Origin of the sequence: Rhodanobacter soli (assembly GCF_039523495.1) — a bacterium.
Classification (GTDB): domain Bacteria; phylum Pseudomonadota; class Gammaproteobacteria; order Xanthomonadales; family Rhodanobacteraceae; genus Rhodanobacter; species Rhodanobacter soli.
On sequence record NZ_BAAAFK010000001.1, the window covers coordinates 2,256,435 to 2,276,741 of the forward strand.

Consider the following 20,307-nt stretch of genomic DNA (forward strand, 5'->3'; position numbering starts at 1 on the left):
ACCCACGCAAGGTGACCCGCATGACTCTCGAGCTCTACGCCCACCCGTTTTCTTCCTATTGCCAGAAGGTGCTGACCGCGCTGTACGAGAACGGCACGCCGTTCGAGCAGCGCATGCTCGCACCGGACGACGCGAAGACCGCCGAAGAATTCGCGACGCTGTGGCCGTTGAAGCGCATGCCCCTGCTGTGCGACGGCAAGCGCACGGTGCTCGAGTCGAGCATCATCATCGAGTATCTCGACCTGCACTATCCCGGCCCGGTACGGCTGATTCCCGCCGACCCCGGCGCCGCACTCGAGGTGCGCCTGCTGGACCGCGTCTTCGACAACTACGTGCAGACGCCGATGCAGAAGATCGTGACCGACCGCCTGCGCGCCGAGGCCGACCGCGACGGCTTCGGCGTGGCCGACGCGCGCAGGATGCTGGACACCGCCTACGCCTGGCTCGACCAGCAGCTCGCCGGGCGTCGCTGGGCTGCCGGCGACGCGTTCAGTCTGGCCGACTGCGCCGCCGCACCGGCGCTGTTCTACGCCGACTGGACGCACCCGATCCCGACATCACGCACCAACGTCACGGCCTACCGGCAACGGCTGCTCGCGCGCCCCTCGTTCGCGCGCGCCGTCGACGAGGCACGGCCATATCGTTCGTACTTCCCGCTCGGCGCACCCGACCGCGACTGAGCGAACCCGAAGGAGACTGCCATGAACCATCCACCCATCGTCACCCGCGAACAATGGCAGGCCGCACGCCGCGCCCTGCTTGTGGAGGAAAAGGCGCACACCCGCGCGCAGGATGCCCTGAGCGCCCGCCGCCGGCGCCTGCCGATGACGCGCGTCGACGACAGCTACACGTTCGGCTCACCCGCGGGCACGCACACGTTCGCCGACCTGTTCGAGGGCCGGCCGCAGCTGATCGTCTACCACAACATGCTGGCGCCGGATTCGGATCACGTCTGCCCCGGCTGCTCGTTCTACTGCGACCAGATCGGCAACCTCGAGCACCTGCACGCGCGCGGCGTCACCTTCGCCGTGGTCTCGCGCGCCAGGGTGTCCGAGATCGAACCCGTCAAGGCGCGGCTCGGCTGGAGCTTCCCCTGGTACTCCTGCCATGGCACCAGTTTTCACGAAGACTTCGTCGCCGCTGAAGACGCACCGTTCGGCCTGTCGGTGTTCTTGCGCGAAGGCGACGGGATCTTCCAGACCTGGTTCACCACCGGCCGCGGCATCGAGCTGCCCACCAACACCTTCGGCCTGCTCGACGTCACCCCGTGGGGCCGCCAGGAAGTCTGGGAGGATTCGCCCGCCGGCTGGCCGCAGCAGCCGACCTGGAGCCAGGTGAAGATCCACGACCAGTATTGATGCCATCGTCTGCGCCGCCGCGACAGCGCGGTTTTGCAGGGTGGGCCGTGCCCGCCCTGCAAAACCGCGACCGACCAATCACTCGGCCGGCAGGGCCACGGCCCGGCGCGCCCGGCGTCCCTTCCACGCATAACCGATGCCCAGCAGCACGAACCACACCGGGCTGGCGATCAGCGCTTCGCGGGTATCCGGCTGCAGGCTCAGCAGCACCAGCACGAACACGAAGAACGCCAGGCAGGCATAGCACATCGCCACGCCGCCGGGCATCTTGTAGATGGACGCCTCATGCAGATGCGGACGCTTGCGCCGGTAAGCGATATAGGCAAACAGGATCAGCGACCACACGAACATGAAGAGCACCGCGGACAGCGTGGTGATCAGGGTGAACGCGGTGATCAGGTCGGGGATCAGGTAGATCAACGCCGCGCCCAGCAGCAGGCAGAAGCAGGAGAACAGCAGGCCCAGCGACGGCACCGCCGCCCGCGACAGCCGCGCGAACGTCTTCGGCGCGTGCTGCTCCTCGGCCAGGCCATAGAGCATGCGGCTGGTGGAGAAGATGCCGCTGTTGGCCGACGAGGTGGCCGAGGTCAGCACCACGAAGTTGATCAGGCTCGCTGCGGCCGGGATGCCGGCCAGCACGAACAGTTCCACGAACGGGCTCTTGCCGGCTTCCACCATGCGCCACGGCGTCACCATCATGATTGCGACCAGGGCCAGCACGTAGAAGATGATGATGCGGATCGGGATCGAGTTGATCGCCTTGGGCAGGTTGCGCTTCGGGTCGGCCGTCTCGGCGGCGGTGGTGCCGACCAGCTCGATGCCGACGAAGGCGAACACCGCGATCTGGAAACCGGCGAAGAAGCCGCTCATTCCCTTCGGGAAGAAGCCGCCGTCATTCCACAGGTTGGCCACGGAAGCCTTGTGCCCGGTCGGCGATTCGAAGCCCCAGGCGACCAGCGCGAAGCCGGTGGCGATCAGCGCGCAGATCGCGATGATCTTGATCAGCGCGAACCAGAACTCCATCTCGCCGAACAGCTTCACCGTCACCAGGTTCAGGCTGAGCAGCAGCAGCACGCACAGCACCGCGGGGATCCACGACGCCAGTCCCGGGAACCAGAATTGCGTGTACGCCGCGATCGCGATCACGTCGGCGATCGCGGTGATGATCCAGCAAAACCAGTAGGTCCAGCCGCAGAAGAAACCAGCCCAGGGTCCGAGCAGGTCGGTGGAGAAGTCGATGAAGGATTTGTACTCGAGGTTGGACAGCAGCAACTCGCCCATCGCCCGCATCACGAAAAACAGCATCACGCCGATGATCAGGTAGACCAGCAGGATCGACGGCCCGGCCAGGCTGATCGTCTTGCCCGAGCCCATGAACAGGCCGGTGCCGATCGCGCCGCCGATGGCGATCAGTTGCAGATGTCGGTTGGAAAGGCTGCGTCGCAGGTGATCCGGTTGTTCCAGCGTTGCGGTCATGCGGCGCGCCTTGGCGAATGGGAAAGTGCCAACATACAGAAAAGCGCACGCCGCATCCACGCCACGCACAACGCACCGACTTTCGTGCCTCGCTAACCCTGTCCGCGCGGCTTCGCCGGCAGGCTGCGGAAGTAGGCGTACAGGGCGCCGACCTCCTCGTCCGTGAGGTACTTGGTCACCCGCACCGGCATGTAGTCGGTCTTCAGTGCCCGACCGCCCGGCGCCACGCCGTCGCGCAGCGCCTTCTTCAGGTCGGCCTCGCTCCAGTTCGCCAGGCCGCTCGGGTCCGGCGTGAGGTTGGCGGCATCGGGCCAGTCCGGCGGCGTGCCGGGAATGTGCCCACCGGAGAAGCCCTTGCCGTGGCAGCCGGCGCAGGCAGTGGCGAGGTAGGCGCCGTAGACGGCGGTGGGACCGGCCACGGGCGGCTCGCTGCGCTGCACGGCGTGGTCGACGATCTCCGCCGACAGCAGCGGCACCTTGCCGGCCACGAACAGCACACGTCCCAACGGGCCGACCCGGTTCGCCGGCGGCGTGCGCTCGACCGCCGGCACGCTGCGCAGATAGGCCAGCAGGTCGCCCATGTCCTGATCGCCGAGGTGGCTGAACTCCTGTGCCGGCATGAACAACAACGGGTGCCCGTCCGGCGCCACGCCGTGGCGGATCGCGCGCACCCGGTCCACGTCGGTGAGCTTGCCACCCGCCCCGCCAGGCGTGAGGTTGGTACCCGACAGGCGGGCGAACAGCGGATCGTCGATGAAAGTGGCGCCGCCCAAGTCAGCGCCATGGCAATCCTTGCAACCGCGGATCGCGGCCAGATGGCTGCCTCGTTCGACCGCCGCCGCATCGGCAGGCACCGCCGGCACCGGCGGGTCGATCCGATACACCTTGGCCATGCGCCGCTCGCTCAGCCCATAAGCCGAAAGCAACACCACCACCAGCAGAACCAGCACGACGACCGCCAGGCGGCCGAGCCACTTCCATGCCTTGCGCATAAAACCCCTTCCCCATCTCCCCATGCGGAAGCGCGCAGGCTAGCGCGATGTCCGATGTCGCGCCATCGGAATCCAGGGCCGGTGCCCGGCCGGCAAGCACGCCATCACCGTCACCGTCAGTGGCATGAACTCACGGCACCACCGGTTCAAACTCAGCAAACATTTGCTGGGATTCCGCCAAATTTGCTAGCGGTGTGTAATCGCAGGCAGCACCGAAATCAGCCCAAAGCGCTTGAACGGCTGGATTGCCATGAGCCTGATGGATGGCCTCGGCAGAGCGCCACTCAAATACTTCGACAATCGTGTTGTCGGCCGAACGCATGACATAAGCCGGTTTGTCTGTGACCAAATGTTCGGACCTCAATACTTCGAGGTGCTTCGCTACCGCGGCCAAGAGCTGCTGATCCATGTCAGGCTTTGGTTTGTACGCGACAATCACAAAACGGCCCATCGCGAAATCCTCCAGTACCGCCTGACGCCCAAGCCGTGAATCGGCGTCGGCTTGAATGAATTGTCTGGCCGCGCCTTCATTGCAATGAGTGCAGCCCGATCATGTTGCCTTCGGTATCGGTAACCAACGCAATAAACCCGTACTGGCCAATAGAAAACTTATCTTTGAAAATCTTTCCGCCGCTTCCGGAGGCCCTTTTTGCTTCAGAAGCGCAGTCCGAACAAGTGAAATAGACCAGAGTGCTGTTACCTCCGGATGGGAAGCCCTCCATCTTGACGAGAGCCCCAGGAGCACCTGGTCGCTCCGGCTCAAAAGCAAAGGTCCACATTTCAATGTCCGGGCCCTCCAGCCGCTCCAGGCGAGTTGAGAAAACGGACTCATAAAAGGCCTTGGCTCGATTCATGTCTTGCACATAAATCTCGAACCAGCCGACAGGGTTATTTGCCATGACACATCTCCGAGCTTCGGGAGTCTTGGACAGCGGCCTAACGCCGGAACTATCCCGTCCGCCTCGAACGGATTGTTAGACGCCACTTGTTTTGTCGGCACCGTCTGCTACCGCCTTGACCGCATAATTGTGGCGAAAGATGAGAACTGCCGCGAACACAGAGGCCGCAATGAATATGGCTGCCGCCATAGGGGCAAGATGCCAGATTATGGAGGACAGGCTTGTGGCGAGGCACCCCATGCCTATTGCGGCGAGCCCGACAGCTAAGCCCGAGCCCCGCACACTGCTGAAGTGGCTGTAGGAGTCGCGGCCGTAAAGGCTGTATGCCTCGATGAATTGCCATGCAGCGATCCAAGCGGGTACAGCCAATGATGCGGAATAGAGAGCTAGCCTGAGCGCAGTGCTGTCTACGCCGGTTTGCAACAGAAGTAGAACTATTGCGGTGGAGACGCTCGCGCCACCGATAGCGGAGGCGCGCATGCTGCTGAGATGCGATTCCGTGAGCCGACGCGTAACTGAAGCAATTTCGCTCTCGTAATGTTGATTCATTGGCGACTTTCCATGAAGCCTAACGCTAAGTAGACCCCAAAAGTGGGGTGTTGCACCGAGTATGCAGTTCCATCCTCGACCGTTCAAGCAACGAACTTCTGCGGCAAATCAGACGTTTGCGCTGAAGCGTCGGTACGGGCGTGGATGCGGGAGACCGGTGTTATCCGACGCACTTGAGGGTGTACGAGTTATGCAGGCGAAAGTGAGGGTGTAACGGGAGCAAAAACCCCGCGGTTACCTCGAACCGGTGCGAGCGCGTCAGGGACATGGAGCCGGACTCATGGTCCCGAATCGGAGGCGAACTTGCCCCTGCCTCGGTCCTTCTATGTCCCCAGATTCCACGCCACCTGATTGCGACCCAGGTGCTTGGCCCGATACAGCGCGGCATCGGCGGCGCTGACCAAATGTTCGAAGTTCGCGTCGGTGGCGGCAGCTCCGCCGATGCTGGTGGTGATGTTGATGGGGCGGCCGTCGAACATTGCGGGCTTTGCCGCCACGGCGGCGCGCATGCGTTCGGCCAGGGCGCCGGCTTGCGCGGACTCGATCGCGGGCAATAGCAGCACGAACTCCTCGCCGCCGTAGCGCGCGAACAAGGCGTCGTTCATGAGGCCCATCCTGCGGATCACCTCGACGAAATGGCTGAGCACGGCGTCGCCCGCGGCATGGCCCCAGCTGTCGTTGATCGTCTTGAAATGGTCCAGGTCGAACATCAGCACGCTGCAGGCCTGACCGCGCGCGCGGCAGGCATCGACCAGGCGGGCGCCCGCCTCGATCAGCGCGCTGCGGTTGAGCAGCCCGGTGAGTCCGTCGGTGCGCGCCAGCCGGCGCAGGTCCAGAGTCAGCCGCTCCGCCAGCATCAGGGTGAACCCGGTGCTCAGCAGGAACGAGGACAGGATGCCAAACAGGTAATTCCAGGTGGTAAGCAGCTCGTCGAGCGGGGTGTGCGCGAGCAGCTGCGGAAACAGCACGACCACCGAACGCAGCAGGTAGAAGACCGCGTCGATGATGAAAATCAGGGCGGTGAAGCCGCAGGTGTTGCGCATGTCCCGCGGCGAGCGCCACAGCAGCACCCAGACCATCCACACGTCCCAGACCACGCTGTACGCGCCGAACATCAGCGCCGATACCGTCTGCGACGGCGGCAACAGGTAGACGTGGAGCTGATTGGCGGCGAACAACCCGACCACCGCCAGTGGCCAGCGCCAGCGCAGCGGGTAGCGCAGGTGGATGGCGATGCCCATCAGCATCAGCGCGTTGGCCAGCGCGATCAGGCCGCCGCCCGCGACCGTCGAAAGCAGGCTGCCGTTTTCGTTGAGGCCCTGCGCGAGCGCGGCGGCGGTCAATACCCAGAATGCGCTGGCCCAGATGCGCAGCGCCGGCAGGCCGCGCAGCACCAGTCCGAGCAGGGTGAAACTTATCGAGATGGCGATGCCGATGGCTGCGCCGATAACGCCGAGCGTATAGAGATCGAAGTGCATGCCCATTCCCGTGTGCAGCCCGAAAGTCAGGGTCGGCGTGACGCTTCCATCATGCGCACGCGGGACGTTCGGACTGACACGGCCTGCAAGGTAGCACGCCAGAGCACCCGCCTCCCCGGTTGATGCCATGCCGCGCCGACATCACCACCGCTGCGACCCGTGCATACTCCGCGGGCAGATACCCCACCAGCACCATGAAACCGCGCAGGAGTTTTCCATGAAGGCCCTGACTCCACTCCTGTCCGCACTCGCCATGTTCACCCTCGCGGCGATCGTGCCCGCCACCGCATCCGCACCCACCTCCACGGAGCCCGCCGCCATGCATGCCACCGGCCATTTCGACGTCAAGGTCGCTCCACAGACTCCCGACAATCCGCAGGCCCGGGCTTCGGGTCTCGGGCGGCTGTCGCTGGACAAACAGTTCCACGGCGACCTCGACGCGGTGAGCCAGGGCGAGATGCTGGCCGCGGGCGACGGCACGACATCCGGTGCCTACGTGGCGCTGGAGAAAGTCAGCGGCAAGCTGCACGGTCGCAGCGGCAGCTTCGTGCTGGTACACCGCGCCTTGATGGTCGACGGCACGCCGCAGGAGTGGACCGTGGCGGTGGTGCCCGGTTCCGGCACCGGCGAACTGGCCGGCCTCGCCGGCGCGATGACGATCACCATCGCCGCCGGCAAGCACAGTTACGACCTCGGCTACACCCTGCCCGGCCGCTGAGCGGCCTGACCCGCCCCATGAAATCCCGGGAAGCGCCGCCATGAGCCAGCACACGGAAGCATCCGGCAGCGCCGCGGCGCGGGCGCCTTCCGTGCTGCGCCGGATTCCGGCCGGCATCTGGGCGCTCGGCATGGTCTCGATGCTGATGGACATCTCCTCGGAGATGATCCACGCGCTGCTGCCGGTGTACCTGGTCGGCGTGCTCGGTGCCTCGGCGCTCGCCGTCGGTTTGATCGAGGGCATCGCCGAATCCACCGCAGCGATCACCAAGGTGTTCTCCGGCGCGCTGTCCGACTGGCTCGGCCGGCGCAAGCTGCTGGTGGCGATCGGCTACGGGCTGGCGGCGTTCACCAAGCCGATCTTTCCGCTGGCGAGCACGCTTGGCTGGGTGGTCACGGCACGCTTCGTGGACCGCATCGGCAAGGGCATCCGCGGCGCGCCGCGCGATGCGCTGATCGCCGACCTGGCGCCGGCCGAACTGCGCGGCGCCTCGTTCGGCCTGCGCCAGTCGCTCGACACCACGGGTGCATTCCTTGGTCCGGCGCTGGCGATCGCGCTGATGTGGCTGACCGCTGACAATATCCCGCTGGTGTTCTGGTTCGCCGTGCTGCCAGCCTTCGCCGCGTTCGCGCTGGTGCTGTTCGGCGTGCACGACGTGCCCGGCGACCGGGAAATGAAGCGGGTGCGCGCGCCGTTGTCACGCGCCGAGCTGGCGCGTCTGCCGCGGCTGTACTGGGGCGTGGTGGCAATCGCCGCGGTGTTCACCCTGGCCCGTTTCAGCGAAGCGTTCCTGGTGCTGCGCGCGCAGGAACTGGGGTTGGGGCTGGTGCTGATCCCGCTGGTGCTGGTGGTGATGAACGTGGTGTATGCGTTGTCGTCCTACCCGGTCGGCGTGCTGGCCGACCGCTTCGACCGCGGCACGCTGCTGGCGCTGGGCGTGTTGGTGCTGATGCTGTCGGACCTGGCGCTGGCCTTCGTCGGCGGGCTGGCCGGGCTGGCGTTGGGCGTGGTGCTGTGGGGCCTGCACATGGGCATGACCCAGGGCCTGCTTGCCGCGATGGTCGCCGACACCGCGCCGGCCAACCTGCGAGGCACCGCGTACGGCATGTTCAACCTGGTGAGCGGATTAGCCTTGCTGGCGGCCAGCGTGGTCGCCGGCGGCTTGTGGGATGCGTTCGGTTCGCGCGCCACCTTCCTCGCCGGCGCGGGCTTCGCGATCGTGGCGCTGCTCGCGCTGATCCCCGTCGCGCGGCGGGTGCGCCGGAACCGGCCGGCGCAGGGCTGACGCCCCCCATCTCCTACGGCTGCCCGGCGAAGCGGCCGTAGGGATTGATCGAGGTGGCGTGCCACCACTGTTTTTCCGGCCCCAGCAGCTGGACCTCGAAATGCAGATGGGGTGCGTCGGCGCTGGCATTGCCGGTGCTGCCGACGAAGCCGAGCAGGTCGCCGCGATGCAGCAGCTGGCCCTCGGCCAGGCCGGGCGCATAGCCGTCCAGATGCGCGTAGTAGTACACGACCTGCTGCTGCGGATCGAACTGGTAGACGGTGAGCCCGCCCGGCTTGCTGGTGAACAGCTTGACCACCCTGCCGTCGTTCACCGCAACCACCGGCGTGCCGCGCGGCGCCATGATGTCGATCGCATCGTGCACCCGGCCTTCGCCGCGAGCCTGGGTGAAGGTGTCGGCGAGATCGGCGGGCGCGACACCAGCGACGGGAATGAGCAGCCCGTACACGGCCGTCGTGGACGCCGCTGCAGGCGTCGCCGGCACACTGAATGCCGACGCAACCGTGATGCCGGGCGCCACATCCGGCGACGTCACCGGCGGTGGATCGACCAGCGCCACGCTCGGCGACGACAAGGTGGTGGCAGCGACCGGCGGCAGCGGCGTGGGCGGCGTGGCAGCCATGGACGGCCGGGCCATCGCGACGTCGTGCATGGTGTCGACGCTGCCCAAGCCGGCGCTTGTCATGTCGCTGCGCCTGGTCAGGTAGAACAGCGCGGCCACGCCGCACAGCACGCCCAGCAGGAAGAGGAAAAGCCGGTTCATGTCATTCCTGCAAGGTGGCCGTCATGCCCGGCTTCACTGCCTGCGACAACGCCAGCGCACTCCAGTTGGTCAGGCGGATGCAACCATGCGACTCGGTCTTGCCGACCTTCGACGGTTCCGGCGTGCCATGGATGCCGTAGTGATCCTTGGACAGGTCCACCCATACCACGCCAACCGGGTTGTTCGGGCCGGCCGCAAGCGTGGTCTTGGCATCCTTCGCCTTGGCATCCCAGAACAGCTTCGGGTTGTAGTGGAACACCGGGTTCTTGCCCACGCCCTTGATCTTCCAGTCACCGATCGGCAACGGATCGTGCTCGCTGCCGGTGGATGCGGGGTACTGCGCCACCACCTTGCCGGCTTCATCCAGCAGGGACACGGTGGAATCCGATCTGTCGACCAGTACCTTCGCCACCACCGGCATCGGCGTGGCGGCCTCGACGGCCGGCACCACCAGTTGCTCGCCGGCACGGCCAAAATCCCTGCCCGGGTTGAGCTGCTGCAGCAGGGCCGGACTGGCGTGGAATCTCTCGCCCAAGGCTTCCAGCGACGAGCTGTAGCCGAGTGCATCCAGCTTCGACCGCGCCATCATGCCCGCCGGCAGTGGCCTGAACGGACCGGCCACGTCCGCGACGTCCAGCGTCATGCTTACCAGCACCGGCGCGCTGTCACCGCCGAGCGCCGCCCAGGTTGCCGCATCCATCGTGCCGCTGACCGGCAGCCCGCGACTGGCCTGAAAACCGACGATCGCCTGGCGCATGTTGGAACCGTAGGCGGCATCCAGCTCGCCCGGCGAAAACCGCGCACGGTCCAGCAGAATCTGCGCGCGCAGCACCGCCGCGCCCTTGTCGCCGGCCTGCACCGGGGTCATCAAGGCAGCATCGTTGACCATCTCGGGCGCGAGCGTGGCCGGCATGGCCACGGAAGTGGCGGCGGCCGCCTGCGCGCAGGTGCCAGCTATCGCGCAGCCGAGCATGCGGAGCATGAGGTTTGCAGTTTTCATCGAACACTCTCCCATCGGGATCGTGAGCATGACCATGGCCTTGTGAAGAAAGCGGCCGCAACCTAGGCTGCCGTTCAGCAATGCCTGCGGGCCGGTGTCGACTGGCCTCGCACCCGTTCGCCATCGGAACAGGCAACCCCACAGAGACCGATCACGACGCAGGCCAGCGCCCTCGTTCCCGCCGCCGAATTGGCGAAGCGCAACCGCACGAGATTTCCCAACGAAAGCGACGACTACCGCCGCGCACGCATCGCCCTGCTGGCCGAGGAGATCGAATTGCGCCGGCGCATCGAGCGTGTCGCGCGCTCGCCGATCGAGCGACTGGTCGCATTCAAGCGCGAGTGCGGCGGCACGACCTCAGACGTCAGCCGTGCGCCGCTGCCCTACCCGTCGGGCGGGCGTGCTTCCGCGAGCAAGGTGGGGATGAGTTCCGACACGGTCGGATGGATCGGAACCGTGTGCTGCAGCCGGGTGGCGGTGGCGCCCACGCTCATCATGTCGATGATGCCGTGGATCGCCTCGTCGCCTTCGGCGCCAAGAATCGCAGCGCCGAGGATCGCCTTCGTTTCGGCGTCGACGATCACCTTCATGAAGCCCTGCGTCTCGTCCTTCTCCACCGCGCGGCCGACCCGGCTCATCGGCCGCTTGCCGACCAGGAACGGACGCCCGCGCTTGCGCGCCTCCGCCTCGTTGATGCCGACGCGACCCAGCGGTGGGTCGATATACAGCGCGTAGCCGCTGACGCGCTCGCTGAGCTTGCGGTGCTCGCCATCGAGCAGGTTCGCCGCGACCATCTCGAAGTCGTTGTACGCGGTATGCGTGAACGCGCCGCGGCCGTTGCAGTCACCCAGCGCCCAGATGCCGGGCACGTTCGTGCGCAGCTCGTCGTCGACCGTGATGTAGCCACGCGCATCCGTCGTCACGCCGGCCTGGTCGAGGCCGAGATCACCGGTGTTCGGCACGCGCCCCACCGCCACCAGCACGTGGCTGCAGGCGAGCCGTTCGCCGTCGACCGTCACCGCGAGCGTTTCACCGGCGCCCGCGAACGCGAGATCGGCGACGCCGGTACGGATGTCGATGCCCTCGCCTTGCAGAATTTCGCGCACCGCCGTCGCCACGTCCTCGTCCTCGCGTCCGATCAGCTGCGCGCCTTTTTCCACCACGGTGACGCGGGCGCCGAAGCGACGGTACATCTGCGCGTATTCCAGCCCGATGTAGCTGCCGCCCACGATGAGCAGATGCGCCGGCACGCGGTCCAGGCCCAGGATCGAGGTGTTGGTGAGGTACGGGATGTCATGCAGGCCGGGCATCTCCGGCACCGCAGCGCGGGCGCCGACATTCAGGAAGATCTGCGGCGCGGCGAGCCGTTCGTCACCGACGCGCAGGGTTTGCGCATCCTCGAATTGCGCATGGCCTTCGATCACCGTGCAGCCGTCCATGCCGTCCAGCCAGGTGCGCACGCCGTGGCGCGCGTTCGCGATGACGGTATCGGCGCGCGACTTCACCTTGGCCATGTCGATGCCCACCTCACCCGCCAGCACCACGCCGAAATCGGCCGCGCGACGGGCCACGTGCGCGGCGCGCGCGCTGGCGACCAGGGTCTTGGTCGGCATGCAGCCGGTGTTGACGCAGGTGCCGCCGAACAGCTTGCGCTCGACCAGCGCGACCGACTGGCCGGCCTGGGTCAGCCGGTTCGCCAGCGGCGGGCCGGCCTGACCGGCGCCGACGATGATGGCGTCGAAGCGGCGGCTCACGACGCGGCCGCCGCGAGCGGCAGCGTGCCGGTGATCGACCATGCAGACAGGTGGAGGGTCATGCCGTTACTCCCTGCGCGGATGGGTCACGCGGTGTCCATGGTGCCACCACCGCACATCACGGCCGCGCGAATTCCAGCAGGTCGGCATGGCCCCGCTCCTTGCCGGCGATGCAACAGCCTTTCAGGCGGGTCGCGAAATCGGCCAGCACACGGACCTGGCTCACCTCCGCCTCCGCACACCAGCGCTTCAATTCTTCCAGCAGGGCCTGGGCGTCGCGGCCGTTGCGCTCGGTCAAGCCAGCGAGTCGTGCGCGGAACTCGCATACGGTGGACAGGCGCAAACGCTGGTACAGAAACGCAGCAAGCTCCCGGCGCGACGCCGGATCCAGCCAGCGGCCCCCACTTGCCAGTCCCCGCCGCAATCGGCGCGACAGCCGCCCATCGTCGAGGCCTTCCGCGCGCAAGGTCGGGGTGATGACGCCGACGACGTAGTCCTGCAGGATGCGGCACCGCTGCGCCAGCAACGCCCGGACCGTTTCCACATCCGGCTGCTGCACGTGGGTACGGAAGTCCAGCACCGGCGCAAGCCGCCGTACCTGCGCGAGACCCAGCCGGCGCAGCAGGCAGATCAGCATCCAGCCGCCATCGAATTCGAACCTGCGCTGCGAGAACTTCGCCGAACTGGGAAACGCATGGTGGTTGTTGTGCAGTTCCTCGCCGCCCACGATCAGCCCCCACGGCACCAGGTTGGTCGAGGTGTCGGCCGTCTCGAAGTTGCGGTAGCCGCACCAGTGCCCGAGGCCGTTGACGACACCGGCGGCCCAGAACGGGATCCACGCCATCTGCAACGCCCAGATCGCGATGCCGACCACGCCGAACAGGGCAAGGCTGATCATCGCCAGCAGGGTCGGCCCCGCTGCCGACCAGCGCGCATAGAGATGGCGTTCGATCCAGTCGTCGGGCGCACCGACGCCATAGGTCGCCAGGTCGCCCGCATTCGCGGCGGCCTTCTGGTAAAGATCCACGCCGCCCCACAGGACCGCACGGATGCCATACACCCGCGGGCTGTGCGGATCCTCGGCGGTCTCGCATTTCGCGTGATGCTTGCGATGCACCGCGATCCATTGCCGGGTCACCATGCCCGTCGTCAGCCAGCACCAGAAACGGAAAATATGGGCGACGGCCGGATGGAAATCGACGCCGCGGTGCGCCTGGCTGCGATGCAGGTACAAGGTGACCGTGGTGATCGTCGCCTGCGTCATGACCACGAAGTAGATCAGCCAGGCAACCCACGATGCCTGGGTCAGTCCGCGTGCCGCATAGGAAAGCAGGTCCGACATGGATCCCTTCGAAACCGCCCGCGCCGGGCGGAGCCGCATGGTTCCCTTCTTGTAACGCGCACCACCGAACGCGACCGGAAAATTTCCGTGAAGCCGCCGTCCTTTTCGTCGAGGCAAGGCGTCGTGGACTCGGTCGCCGGAGATGCGCACTTGCGACAGGAGCGGAGGTCACCAAGACGATCAACGACCGCCATCCTCCTGGTCCCGACCATCGGGCGGCACGTCAAACCTGTAAGCCGTGTTTCCCGCCGAGGCCCGCTTGCCGAACTCCAGGGCGAAAGCCGTGAGGCGGCCATAAGGCGCGAGCGGGATGGTTTCGCGGAAGGCCAGATGCTCGACGAGGCAGAACAGCGACACTTCCAGCATGCTGAGATCGCGCGGCGGCAGCGCGTCGATGACCGACGGCAGCCTTTCGTCGAGCCACGCCAGGGCATTGCGCAACCCCGCAGCCGCCTTGACGAAGTAGACGCTGTCCGCCGGAAGTTTCGCGATCTGCGTACCGAAGCCGAGCTGCACCTGCGCCTGCATGGCATGCCAGACGAGTTCCTGCGCATTGCGCGCCTTCACGTCACGCACATCCTCGGGCCAGACGATGCGCCGACGCTCCGGCGCGGACTCCGCCAGCACGCGGCAGATGTTTTCGGCGCCGAACACGACCGCATCGCCCTGCGTGAGCACGGGCAACTTGAGCGCGGGATTCCCGGCATAGTCACGCGGATCCAGCGACGCCAGGTCGTAGACCGGAACGAACTCGCAGGCCACGCCAAGCTCCAGCGCGAACACGCGCACCAGACGGGTGAAATGCGAACTGCTGCGGCCGGTGATCCGCAGGGTCGGACTCCTGCCGGCCATTTCACCTTCACGAGACAAGGCACCACCTCATGGGCAAGCGAGCAAACGGGAGTCGGCAGATTACTCCTTCGAATCCGGGCCAGCTCGCCGGGTTCGCTTGACCGCCGCTCTACGGGTTCCCCGCCGAGCGGTCTTGCGCGAAAGCGACGAAACCCTCCACGAACTTGCGCAGCGAGTCATGGGTGCGCGCATCGGCGATGGCGCCGTCGGCATCGAACACGCTGCCCGCGCGCGACACCAGCAGGCGGCCGCCGGCCCACAGTTCCGCACCAAGCGTGCGCAGCACCGGCAGCCAGGCGTTCTGCGACAGAATTGTCCCGAAGCCGCCGGGTGACGCACCCATCAGCGCCACCGGCTTGCCGGCGAACACGCGCGGGATGTCGGCCGGCGGTCGCGTCAGCCAGTCCAGCGCATTCTTGGTCACGCCGGGAATGCTGTTGTTGTATTCGGGCGTGGCGATCAGCAGGCCGTCGGCCGCGGCGATCGCATCCTTGAGCGCCGCGACCCCGGCAGGGATGCCGTGCGCGGCTTCATCGTCGCCGTTGTACAGCGGAAACGCGGCGATCGACATCATCTCCAGCCGGCTGCCGACCGGCATCATCGCGCCCGCGGCACGCAGCAGCGCGGTGTTGAACGAGTCCTTGCGCAGGCTGCCGGAAAACCCCACCAGAACGGTCATGTTCCACCTCCGACACCGTCGCGACGACGGGAGCGGCAAGCATAACGCAGGGAAAACGCGGCCGCGCCACGAGCGGGACTTTCGGCCCGGTCGGGTCCAACGCGCTTCCTCTACCATCGAAGGATTACCGATCCGGAGTTCCCCATGTCACTGCTTCGCCTCGCGATTCTCGCCACCCTCTCGCTCGCGCCCGCATCGGCGTTCGCCGCCGACGAGAAGGACGGCAAGACGTCCAAATGGGACGTCAATGCCGCGCATGGCCCGACCAAGACGGTCAAGTTCACCACCGACGAGGGCACCTGGATCGACCTCGACGTCAGTCCGGACGGCCGCAGCATCGTGTTCGCCCTGCTCGGCGACCTCTACCTGATGCCGATCGAAGGCGGCAGCGCGAAGCGGCTCACCTCGGGCCCGGCCTGGGACGTGCAGCCGCGGTTTTCGCCGGATGGCAGGGAAATCGCGTTCACCTCGGACCGCGGCGGCGGCAACAATCTCTGGCGCATGCCGGTGGGCGGCGGCAGCGCGAGCGCGGTCAGCAAGGAGGATTTCCGCCTGATGAACAACCCGGCGTGGACGCCGGACGGCCAGTACCTGGTCGGTCGCAAGCATTTCACCGGCGAGCGCTCGCTCGGCGCCGGCGAGCTGTGGATGTATCACAAGAGCGGCGGTGCCGGCCTGCAGCTGACCAAGCAGAAGAACGACCAGCAGGATCTGGGCGAACCCGCGCTGAGCCCGGATGGCCATTACGTCTATTACTCCGAAGACGTCAGCGCCGGGCCGTACTTCCAGTACAACAAGAATCCGCATGACGTGATCTACGCGATCAAGCGGCTCGACCGCCGGACCGGCGAGACCGAGACCATCGTGGCGACGCCCGGTGGCGCGGTACGGCCGCAGCCATCGCCGGACGGAAAATCGCTGGCCTTCGTCAAGCGCGTGCGCGACAAGAGCGTGCTGCACCTGGTCGACATCGACACCGGCGACGTGCGCGCGCTGTGGGACGGCCTCTCGCACGACATGCAGGAAGCCTGGGCGATCTTCGGCCCCTACGCGAACTTCGCCTGGACCCCGGATTCGAAAAACCTGGTGATCTGGGCGCAGGGCAAGCTGTGGCGCGTCGATGCCGACCAGGGCACGCCCACCCAAATCCCGTTCAGCGCCGCCATCGAGCAGACCGTGGCGCAACCGCTGCGCTTCGAACAGAAACTCGACCAGGGCAGCTTCGCGCCGAAGATGATCCGCGACGTAGCCACCAGCCCCGACGGCAAGACGCTGGTGTTCCACGCGGTCGGCCACCTGTGGACCAAGGCGCTGCCGGATGGCACGCCGCAGCGGCTGGTCGCCGAAGACGGCCAGTTCGAATACCAGCCTGCGTTCAGCCCGGACGGCCGCAAGCTGCTGTACACGACCTGGTCCGACGCGGCACAGGGAGCACTGGTCGAACGCGATCTCGCCAGCGGCCAGACCCGCACGCTGACCAACAAGCCCGGCTTCTACTACGCCCCGACGTACTCGCGCGACGGCAGCCAGATCGCCTACGCGAAGACCGCCGGCGGCTCGATCAGCGGCAACCTCAATGCAGGCGAAGTCGGCATCTACCTGATGCCGGCGAACGGCGTCATGGCGACGCGGATCGCGAAATCCGGCAGCAACCCGCAGTTCGCCGCCGACGGCCAGCGCGTGTACTTCCTTACCGGCGGCGGCCTCAAGAAAAAGCTGCAAAGCGTGGGCATCCATGGTGAGGAACCGCGTGACGTGTTCGACCTGAAATACGTCGACGCGGTCAGCCTGAGCCCGGACGGCCAGTGGGTCGCGTTCACCGAACTGTTCAACGTCTACGTCGCGCCATTGCCGCAGACCGGCACGGCAATCGAGCTGTCGAAGGACACCAAGGCGATCCCGGTGACCCAGGTCAGCAAGGATGTCGGATCCTACCTGCACTGGTCGGCCGACTCGAAGGCGCTGCACTGGATGGTCGGGCGCGACTACCACTCGCGCGATCTCAAAGACGCGTTCGCCTTCGTGCCCGGCGCGCCGAAACGACTGCCCAAGCCCGGCAGCGAGCGCGGCATCGACGTCGGCCTGAGCCTGCCGATGGACCGCCCGACGGATACCTTCGCGTTCACCGGCGCACGCCTGATCACCATGAAGAACGCGCATTCCGGCGAGCAGGAAGTGATCGAGAACGGCACCCTGATCGTCGAGGGCGACAGCATCCGCGCACTCGGCGCGGCGGGTAGCGTGACGATTCCGGCCAACGCGAAAGTGATCGACGTCACCGGCAAGACCATCGCGCCGGGCTACGTCGACGCGCACGCGCACGCCAACCACTTCTTCACCGGCGTGGTGCCGCAGGCGAACTGGGCGTATTACGCCAACCTCGCGTTCGGCGTGACCACCATGCACGATCCGTCAGCCGCCACCGAAACCGTGTTCTCGCAGGCCGAGCTGCTCAAGTCCGGCGACCTGGTCGGCCCGCGCGTGTTCTCCACCGGCACGATCCTGTACGGCGCGGATGGCGACTTCAAGGCGGTGATCAATTCGCTCGACGACGCCCGCGCCCACCTGCGCCGGATGCAGGCCAACGGCGCGTTCAGCGTGAAGAGCTACAACCAGCCGCGCCGCGAGCAGCACCAGCAGATCAACCAGGCGGCGCGCGAGCTGGGCATGCTGGTGGTCGAGGAAGGCGGCTCCACGCTCAACCACAACCTGCCGATGATCCTCGACGGCGTCACCAGCATCGAGCACAACCTGCCGGTCGCACCGCTGTACGCCGACGTGATCAACCTGTGGAAGCAGACCGACGTGCGCAACACGCCGACCCTGGTGGTGAACTACGGCGGCCTGTCCGGCGAGAACTACTGGTATGCGCGCGACAACGTGTGGGAGGACAGGAAGCTCAACCGCTTCTTCCCGCGCGAAACCCTCGACGCCCGTTCGATCCGCCGCGACACCGCGCCGGAATGGGACTACTACTACAAGACCGTGGGCGCGGCCGCGAAGAAACTGCGCGACGTCGGCGTGAAAATCCAGACCGGCGGCCACGGCCAGCTGCAGGGCCTGTCCGCGAACTGGGAAATCTGGATGCTCGCGCAGAGCGGCTTCAGCAACTGGGAAGCCCTGCGCGCAGCCACCTACGACGGCGCCGACCTGCTCGGCCTGGCCCGCTACATCGGTTCGCTGGAGCCGGGCAAGCGCGCCGACTTCGTCGTGCTCAACGGCAACCCGCTGGAGAGCATCCGCGCCACCGCCGACACCCGCTACGTCGCCGTCAACGGCCGCGTCTTCGACATCGACGCCGACATGGCCGAAGTCGCCGGCAAGGGCCGTCCCGCGCCCGAGTTCTACTGGCAACGCCACCGCGACGGCCGCAGTTTCGGCACCGAGTTCGGACCCACCGCGCAATGCCACTGCCCGAAGTCCGGCACGCTGCACCGGCATTGAGGTCCAGGAGGCCTGCTTGCGATCTCGGGCGCCTCCTCCGGGGCAGATCCGGGGAAGGCGCCAAATCGGCAGTCGCACGCAGCTTCAGCACCGAGATGGGACCGACCCGGAACGGTCGGCGATGCCGGCCGCCACGCCATTCGTCGCGCTGCGCCGCGGCGTCTCTCTACTGCTTCAGAAGACTGTTTTTGCCGCATTTTGGCTCACATAACATCATGTTCATGGATGTTTGCGTACGATGCGCGGACTTCCCTCTACCCCAAGCCCCCGTGTCCGGGAGCTTTACCGCGCGCTTCAGTCGCGCCGCAGAGAGAAGTCATCGAGCGAGGTGATGGGTGCCCAGCACTCTTCGCCCGCACGTCAAGCCGCCGGTGCAGGCCCATGCGCCCGCCACCGCGGAGCCACCATCAAGAAGGAGACACCATGTCCGGCAATCCCACCCAAGCCGTCAGCAAGCCCAGCACCACGTCACGCCTGTTCGGTTCCGGCAAGGGCAAGAGTCTGAGCCGAAGCATGACCAGCGAAACCATCGCCGACGACATCGCAGCGTTCAAGAAATACGGCGGCCGCATCGAGGTCCTGGGCAACACCCCGCTCCACAGCCCTGCCCGGGCCAGTGCAGCCCGCGCCAAGGAAAATCTCCAGACCGCCACCTCCGGCAAGGCTTCTGCGCCGGGCTGACGCCGGCGGCACACGCGGAGCAAACGGGTTCATTGCACTCCGCGGCGGCCACGCCAATGGGTTACGATGCCGCCCCGTCGTCGCACTGCGGCAAGCTGTCGTCGGTTCAGTGCAGCTATTTCAGGAGATCGCCCGTCGTGCCGCATTATTCCGGCCCCCTGCTCACGCGTCCGATCGCCGAGGCGCTGCTGGCCGCGCGCGATGCCGGTGCGGGCGAATGGGCCGGCTCGCTGGATCTGGGCCGCTCGAACGGCACTGCGTCGCTGGAAACGGATGAGTGGCGGTGGCAGGGCCAGCGCTATGCCTATCCGCACAAGCTGAAAGACCGCACGATCCATTACTGGGACGGTGACGAGTTCGCGCCGGTGTCGCGCTATGCCGGCTCGCTGATCAAGCTGGTACCCACCGATTGGGGCGCGCCCACGTTCGAGATCGACGGCATCAAGATGCTGCCCACGTCGAAGGAATCGCCGGTCACGGATGCGCGTCGCAAGGTGGCGCTGGTCGAGCCGCACGGCAAGGTGGTGCTCGATACCTGCGGCGGCCTGGGCTACTTCGCGGCATGCTGCCTGGAAGCCGGCGCCGCGCGCATCCACTCGTTCGAGAAGAACGCCGACGTGCTGTGGCTGCGCACGCTCAACCCGTGGTCGCCGGACCCGGATGCCCCGGCAAGCGGCGGCCGCCTGCAACTGGTCCATGCCGACGTGTCACACGCGATCGCGCAGATCGCCGACGCTTCGGTGGACGCCTTGCTGCACGACCCGCCGCGCTTCGGCATCGCCGGCGAGCTGTATTCGCAGGCGTTCTACGACCAGCTGGCGCGCGTGCTGCGTCACGGTGGCCACCTGTTCCACTACACCGGCAGCCCAAACAAGCTCACCAGCGGCCGCGACGTGCCGCGCGAGGTCGCGAAACGGCTGGAGAAAGCCGGCTTCAAGACGCAGCTGGCACTGGACGGCGTACTGGCGACGCGGCGCTGAAGAGGGCCGACCGGAATGTAGCTCCACGCTGACTGGATTCAAGGCAAAACGGGCGTG

19 protein-coding genes are annotated in these 20,307 nt (G+C 66.6%); 7 read left to right on the forward strand and 12 right to left on the reverse strand.

From position 1 onward, the window contains the following. The first annotated feature begins 20 nt into the window (after positions 1-20). A complete protein-coding gene (locus tag ABD024_RS10350) occupies positions 21-680 on the forward strand; it encodes a glutathione S-transferase family protein (protein WP_343852274.1) in 660 nt (219 codons plus the stop codon). Positions 681-701: 21 nt separating this feature from the next. After that, complete coding sequence (locus tag ABD024_RS10355; RefSeq protein WP_343852276.1) at positions 702-1,358, forward strand: DUF899 domain-containing protein; 657 nt, start codon at positions 702-704, stop codon at positions 1,356-1,358. A 78-nt stretch (positions 1,359-1,436) separates the two neighbouring features. On the opposite strand, the gene cycA is transcribed toward ABD024_RS10355, so the two are convergent. From cycA to ABD024_RS10385, 6 genes are all read right to left on the reverse strand, one after another. Continuing rightward, positions 1,437-2,834 (reverse strand): D-serine/D-alanine/glycine transporter, encoded by a 1,398-nt coding sequence (cycA, locus tag ABD024_RS10360; RefSeq protein WP_343852278.1) that lies wholly within the window; start codon positions 2,832-2,834, stop codon positions 1,437-1,439. 92 nt (positions 2,835-2,926) lie between these two features. Then, positions 2,927-3,826: a c-type cytochrome gene (locus ABD024_RS10365; protein ID WP_343852280.1), complete on the reverse strand. Its 900-nt coding sequence runs from the start codon at positions 3,824-3,826 to the stop codon at positions 2,927-2,929. Between the two features lie 130 nt (positions 3,827-3,956). After that, complete coding sequence (locus tag ABD024_RS10370) at positions 3,957-4,277, reverse strand: antibiotic biosynthesis monooxygenase family protein (protein ID WP_343852282.1); 321 nt, start codon at positions 4,275-4,277, stop codon at positions 3,957-3,959. Between the two features lie 76 nt (positions 4,278-4,353). After that, positions 4,354-4,725, reverse strand: coding sequence for a VOC family protein (locus ABD024_RS10375; protein WP_343852284.1), 372 nt, complete (start codon positions 4,723-4,725; stop codon positions 4,354-4,356). A gap of 75 nt (positions 4,726-4,800) precedes the next feature. Further along, a complete protein-coding gene (locus ABD024_RS10380) occupies positions 4,801-5,274 on the reverse strand; it encodes a hypothetical protein (protein ID WP_343852286.1) in 474 nt (157 codons plus the stop codon). Positions 5,275-5,597: 323 nt separating this feature from the next. Further along, positions 5,598-6,752 carry a GGDEF domain-containing protein gene (locus tag ABD024_RS10385; protein ID WP_343852288.1) on the reverse strand — a complete coding sequence of 385 codons (1,155 nt, stop codon included), beginning with the start codon at positions 6,750-6,752 and terminating at the stop codon, positions 5,598-5,600. A 217-nt stretch (positions 6,753-6,969) separates the two neighbouring features. Between ABD024_RS10385 and ABD024_RS10390 the strand changes: the two genes are divergently transcribed. Beyond that, a complete protein-coding gene (locus ABD024_RS10390; protein WP_343852290.1) occupies positions 6,970-7,470 on the forward strand; it encodes a DUF3224 domain-containing protein in 501 nt (166 codons plus the stop codon). 40 nt (positions 7,471-7,510) lie between these two features. Beyond that, positions 7,511-8,755 (forward strand): MFS transporter, encoded by a 1,245-nt coding sequence (locus ABD024_RS10395; RefSeq protein WP_343852292.1) that lies wholly within the window; start codon positions 7,511-7,513, stop codon positions 8,753-8,755. A gap of 13 nt (positions 8,756-8,768) precedes the next feature. On the opposite strand, the gene ABD024_RS10400 is transcribed toward ABD024_RS10395, so the two are convergent. The 6 genes from ABD024_RS10400 to ABD024_RS10425 all read right to left on the reverse strand — a co-directional run bounded on the left by ABD024_RS10400 (position 8,769) and on the right by ABD024_RS10425 (position 15,145). Next, positions 8,769-9,518, reverse strand: coding sequence for a M23 family metallopeptidase (locus tag ABD024_RS10400; RefSeq protein WP_343852294.1), 750 nt, complete (start codon positions 9,516-9,518; stop codon positions 8,769-8,771). A gap of 1 nt (position 9,519) precedes the next feature. Continuing rightward, entirely contained in the window at positions 9,520-10,518 is a 999-nt protein-coding gene (locus tag ABD024_RS10405; protein ID WP_425543137.1) for a L,D-transpeptidase family protein, read from the reverse strand. Positions 10,519-10,901: 383 nt separating this feature from the next. After that, on the reverse strand, positions 10,902-12,272 hold the full coding sequence (locus ABD024_RS10410) for an FAD-containing oxidoreductase (RefSeq protein WP_343852296.1): 1,371 nt from the start codon (positions 12,270-12,272) through the stop codon (positions 10,902-10,904). Between the two features lie 118 nt (positions 12,273-12,390). Continuing rightward, the gene (locus tag ABD024_RS10415) at positions 12,391-13,614 is read right to left on the reverse strand and encodes a DesA family fatty acid desaturase (protein ID WP_343852299.1); all 1,224 of its coding nucleotides are present in this window, start codon (positions 13,612-13,614) and stop codon (positions 12,391-12,393) included. A 180-nt stretch (positions 13,615-13,794) separates the two neighbouring features. Beyond that, entirely contained in the window at positions 13,795-14,484 is a 690-nt protein-coding gene (locus tag ABD024_RS10420; protein WP_343852301.1) for a glutathione S-transferase family protein, read from the reverse strand. A 91-nt stretch (positions 14,485-14,575) separates the two neighbouring features. Then, on the reverse strand, positions 14,576-15,145 hold the full coding sequence (locus tag ABD024_RS10425) for an NADPH-dependent FMN reductase (protein WP_343852304.1): 570 nt from the start codon (positions 15,143-15,145) through the stop codon (positions 14,576-14,578). Positions 15,146-15,289: 144 nt separating this feature from the next. Here ABD024_RS10425 and ABD024_RS10430 point away from each other — a divergent pair, with 144 nt between their 5' ends. The 3 genes from ABD024_RS10430 (at position 15,290) to ABD024_RS10440 (ending at position 20,250) form a co-directional block, all read left to right on the forward strand. Then, positions 15,290-18,589: an amidohydrolase family protein gene (locus ABD024_RS10430; protein ID WP_343852306.1), complete on the forward strand. Its 3,300-nt coding sequence runs from the start codon at positions 15,290-15,292 to the stop codon at positions 18,587-18,589. A 423-nt stretch (positions 18,590-19,012) separates the two neighbouring features. Continuing rightward, positions 19,013-19,270: a hypothetical protein gene (locus ABD024_RS10435; RefSeq protein WP_343852308.1), complete on the forward strand. Its 258-nt coding sequence runs from the start codon at positions 19,013-19,015 to the stop codon at positions 19,268-19,270. A gap of 137 nt (positions 19,271-19,407) precedes the next feature. Beyond that, complete coding sequence (locus ABD024_RS10440; protein WP_343852310.1) at positions 19,408-20,250, forward strand: class I SAM-dependent methyltransferase; 843 nt, start codon at positions 19,408-19,410, stop codon at positions 20,248-20,250. Positions 20,251-20,307 lie beyond the last annotated feature (57 nt).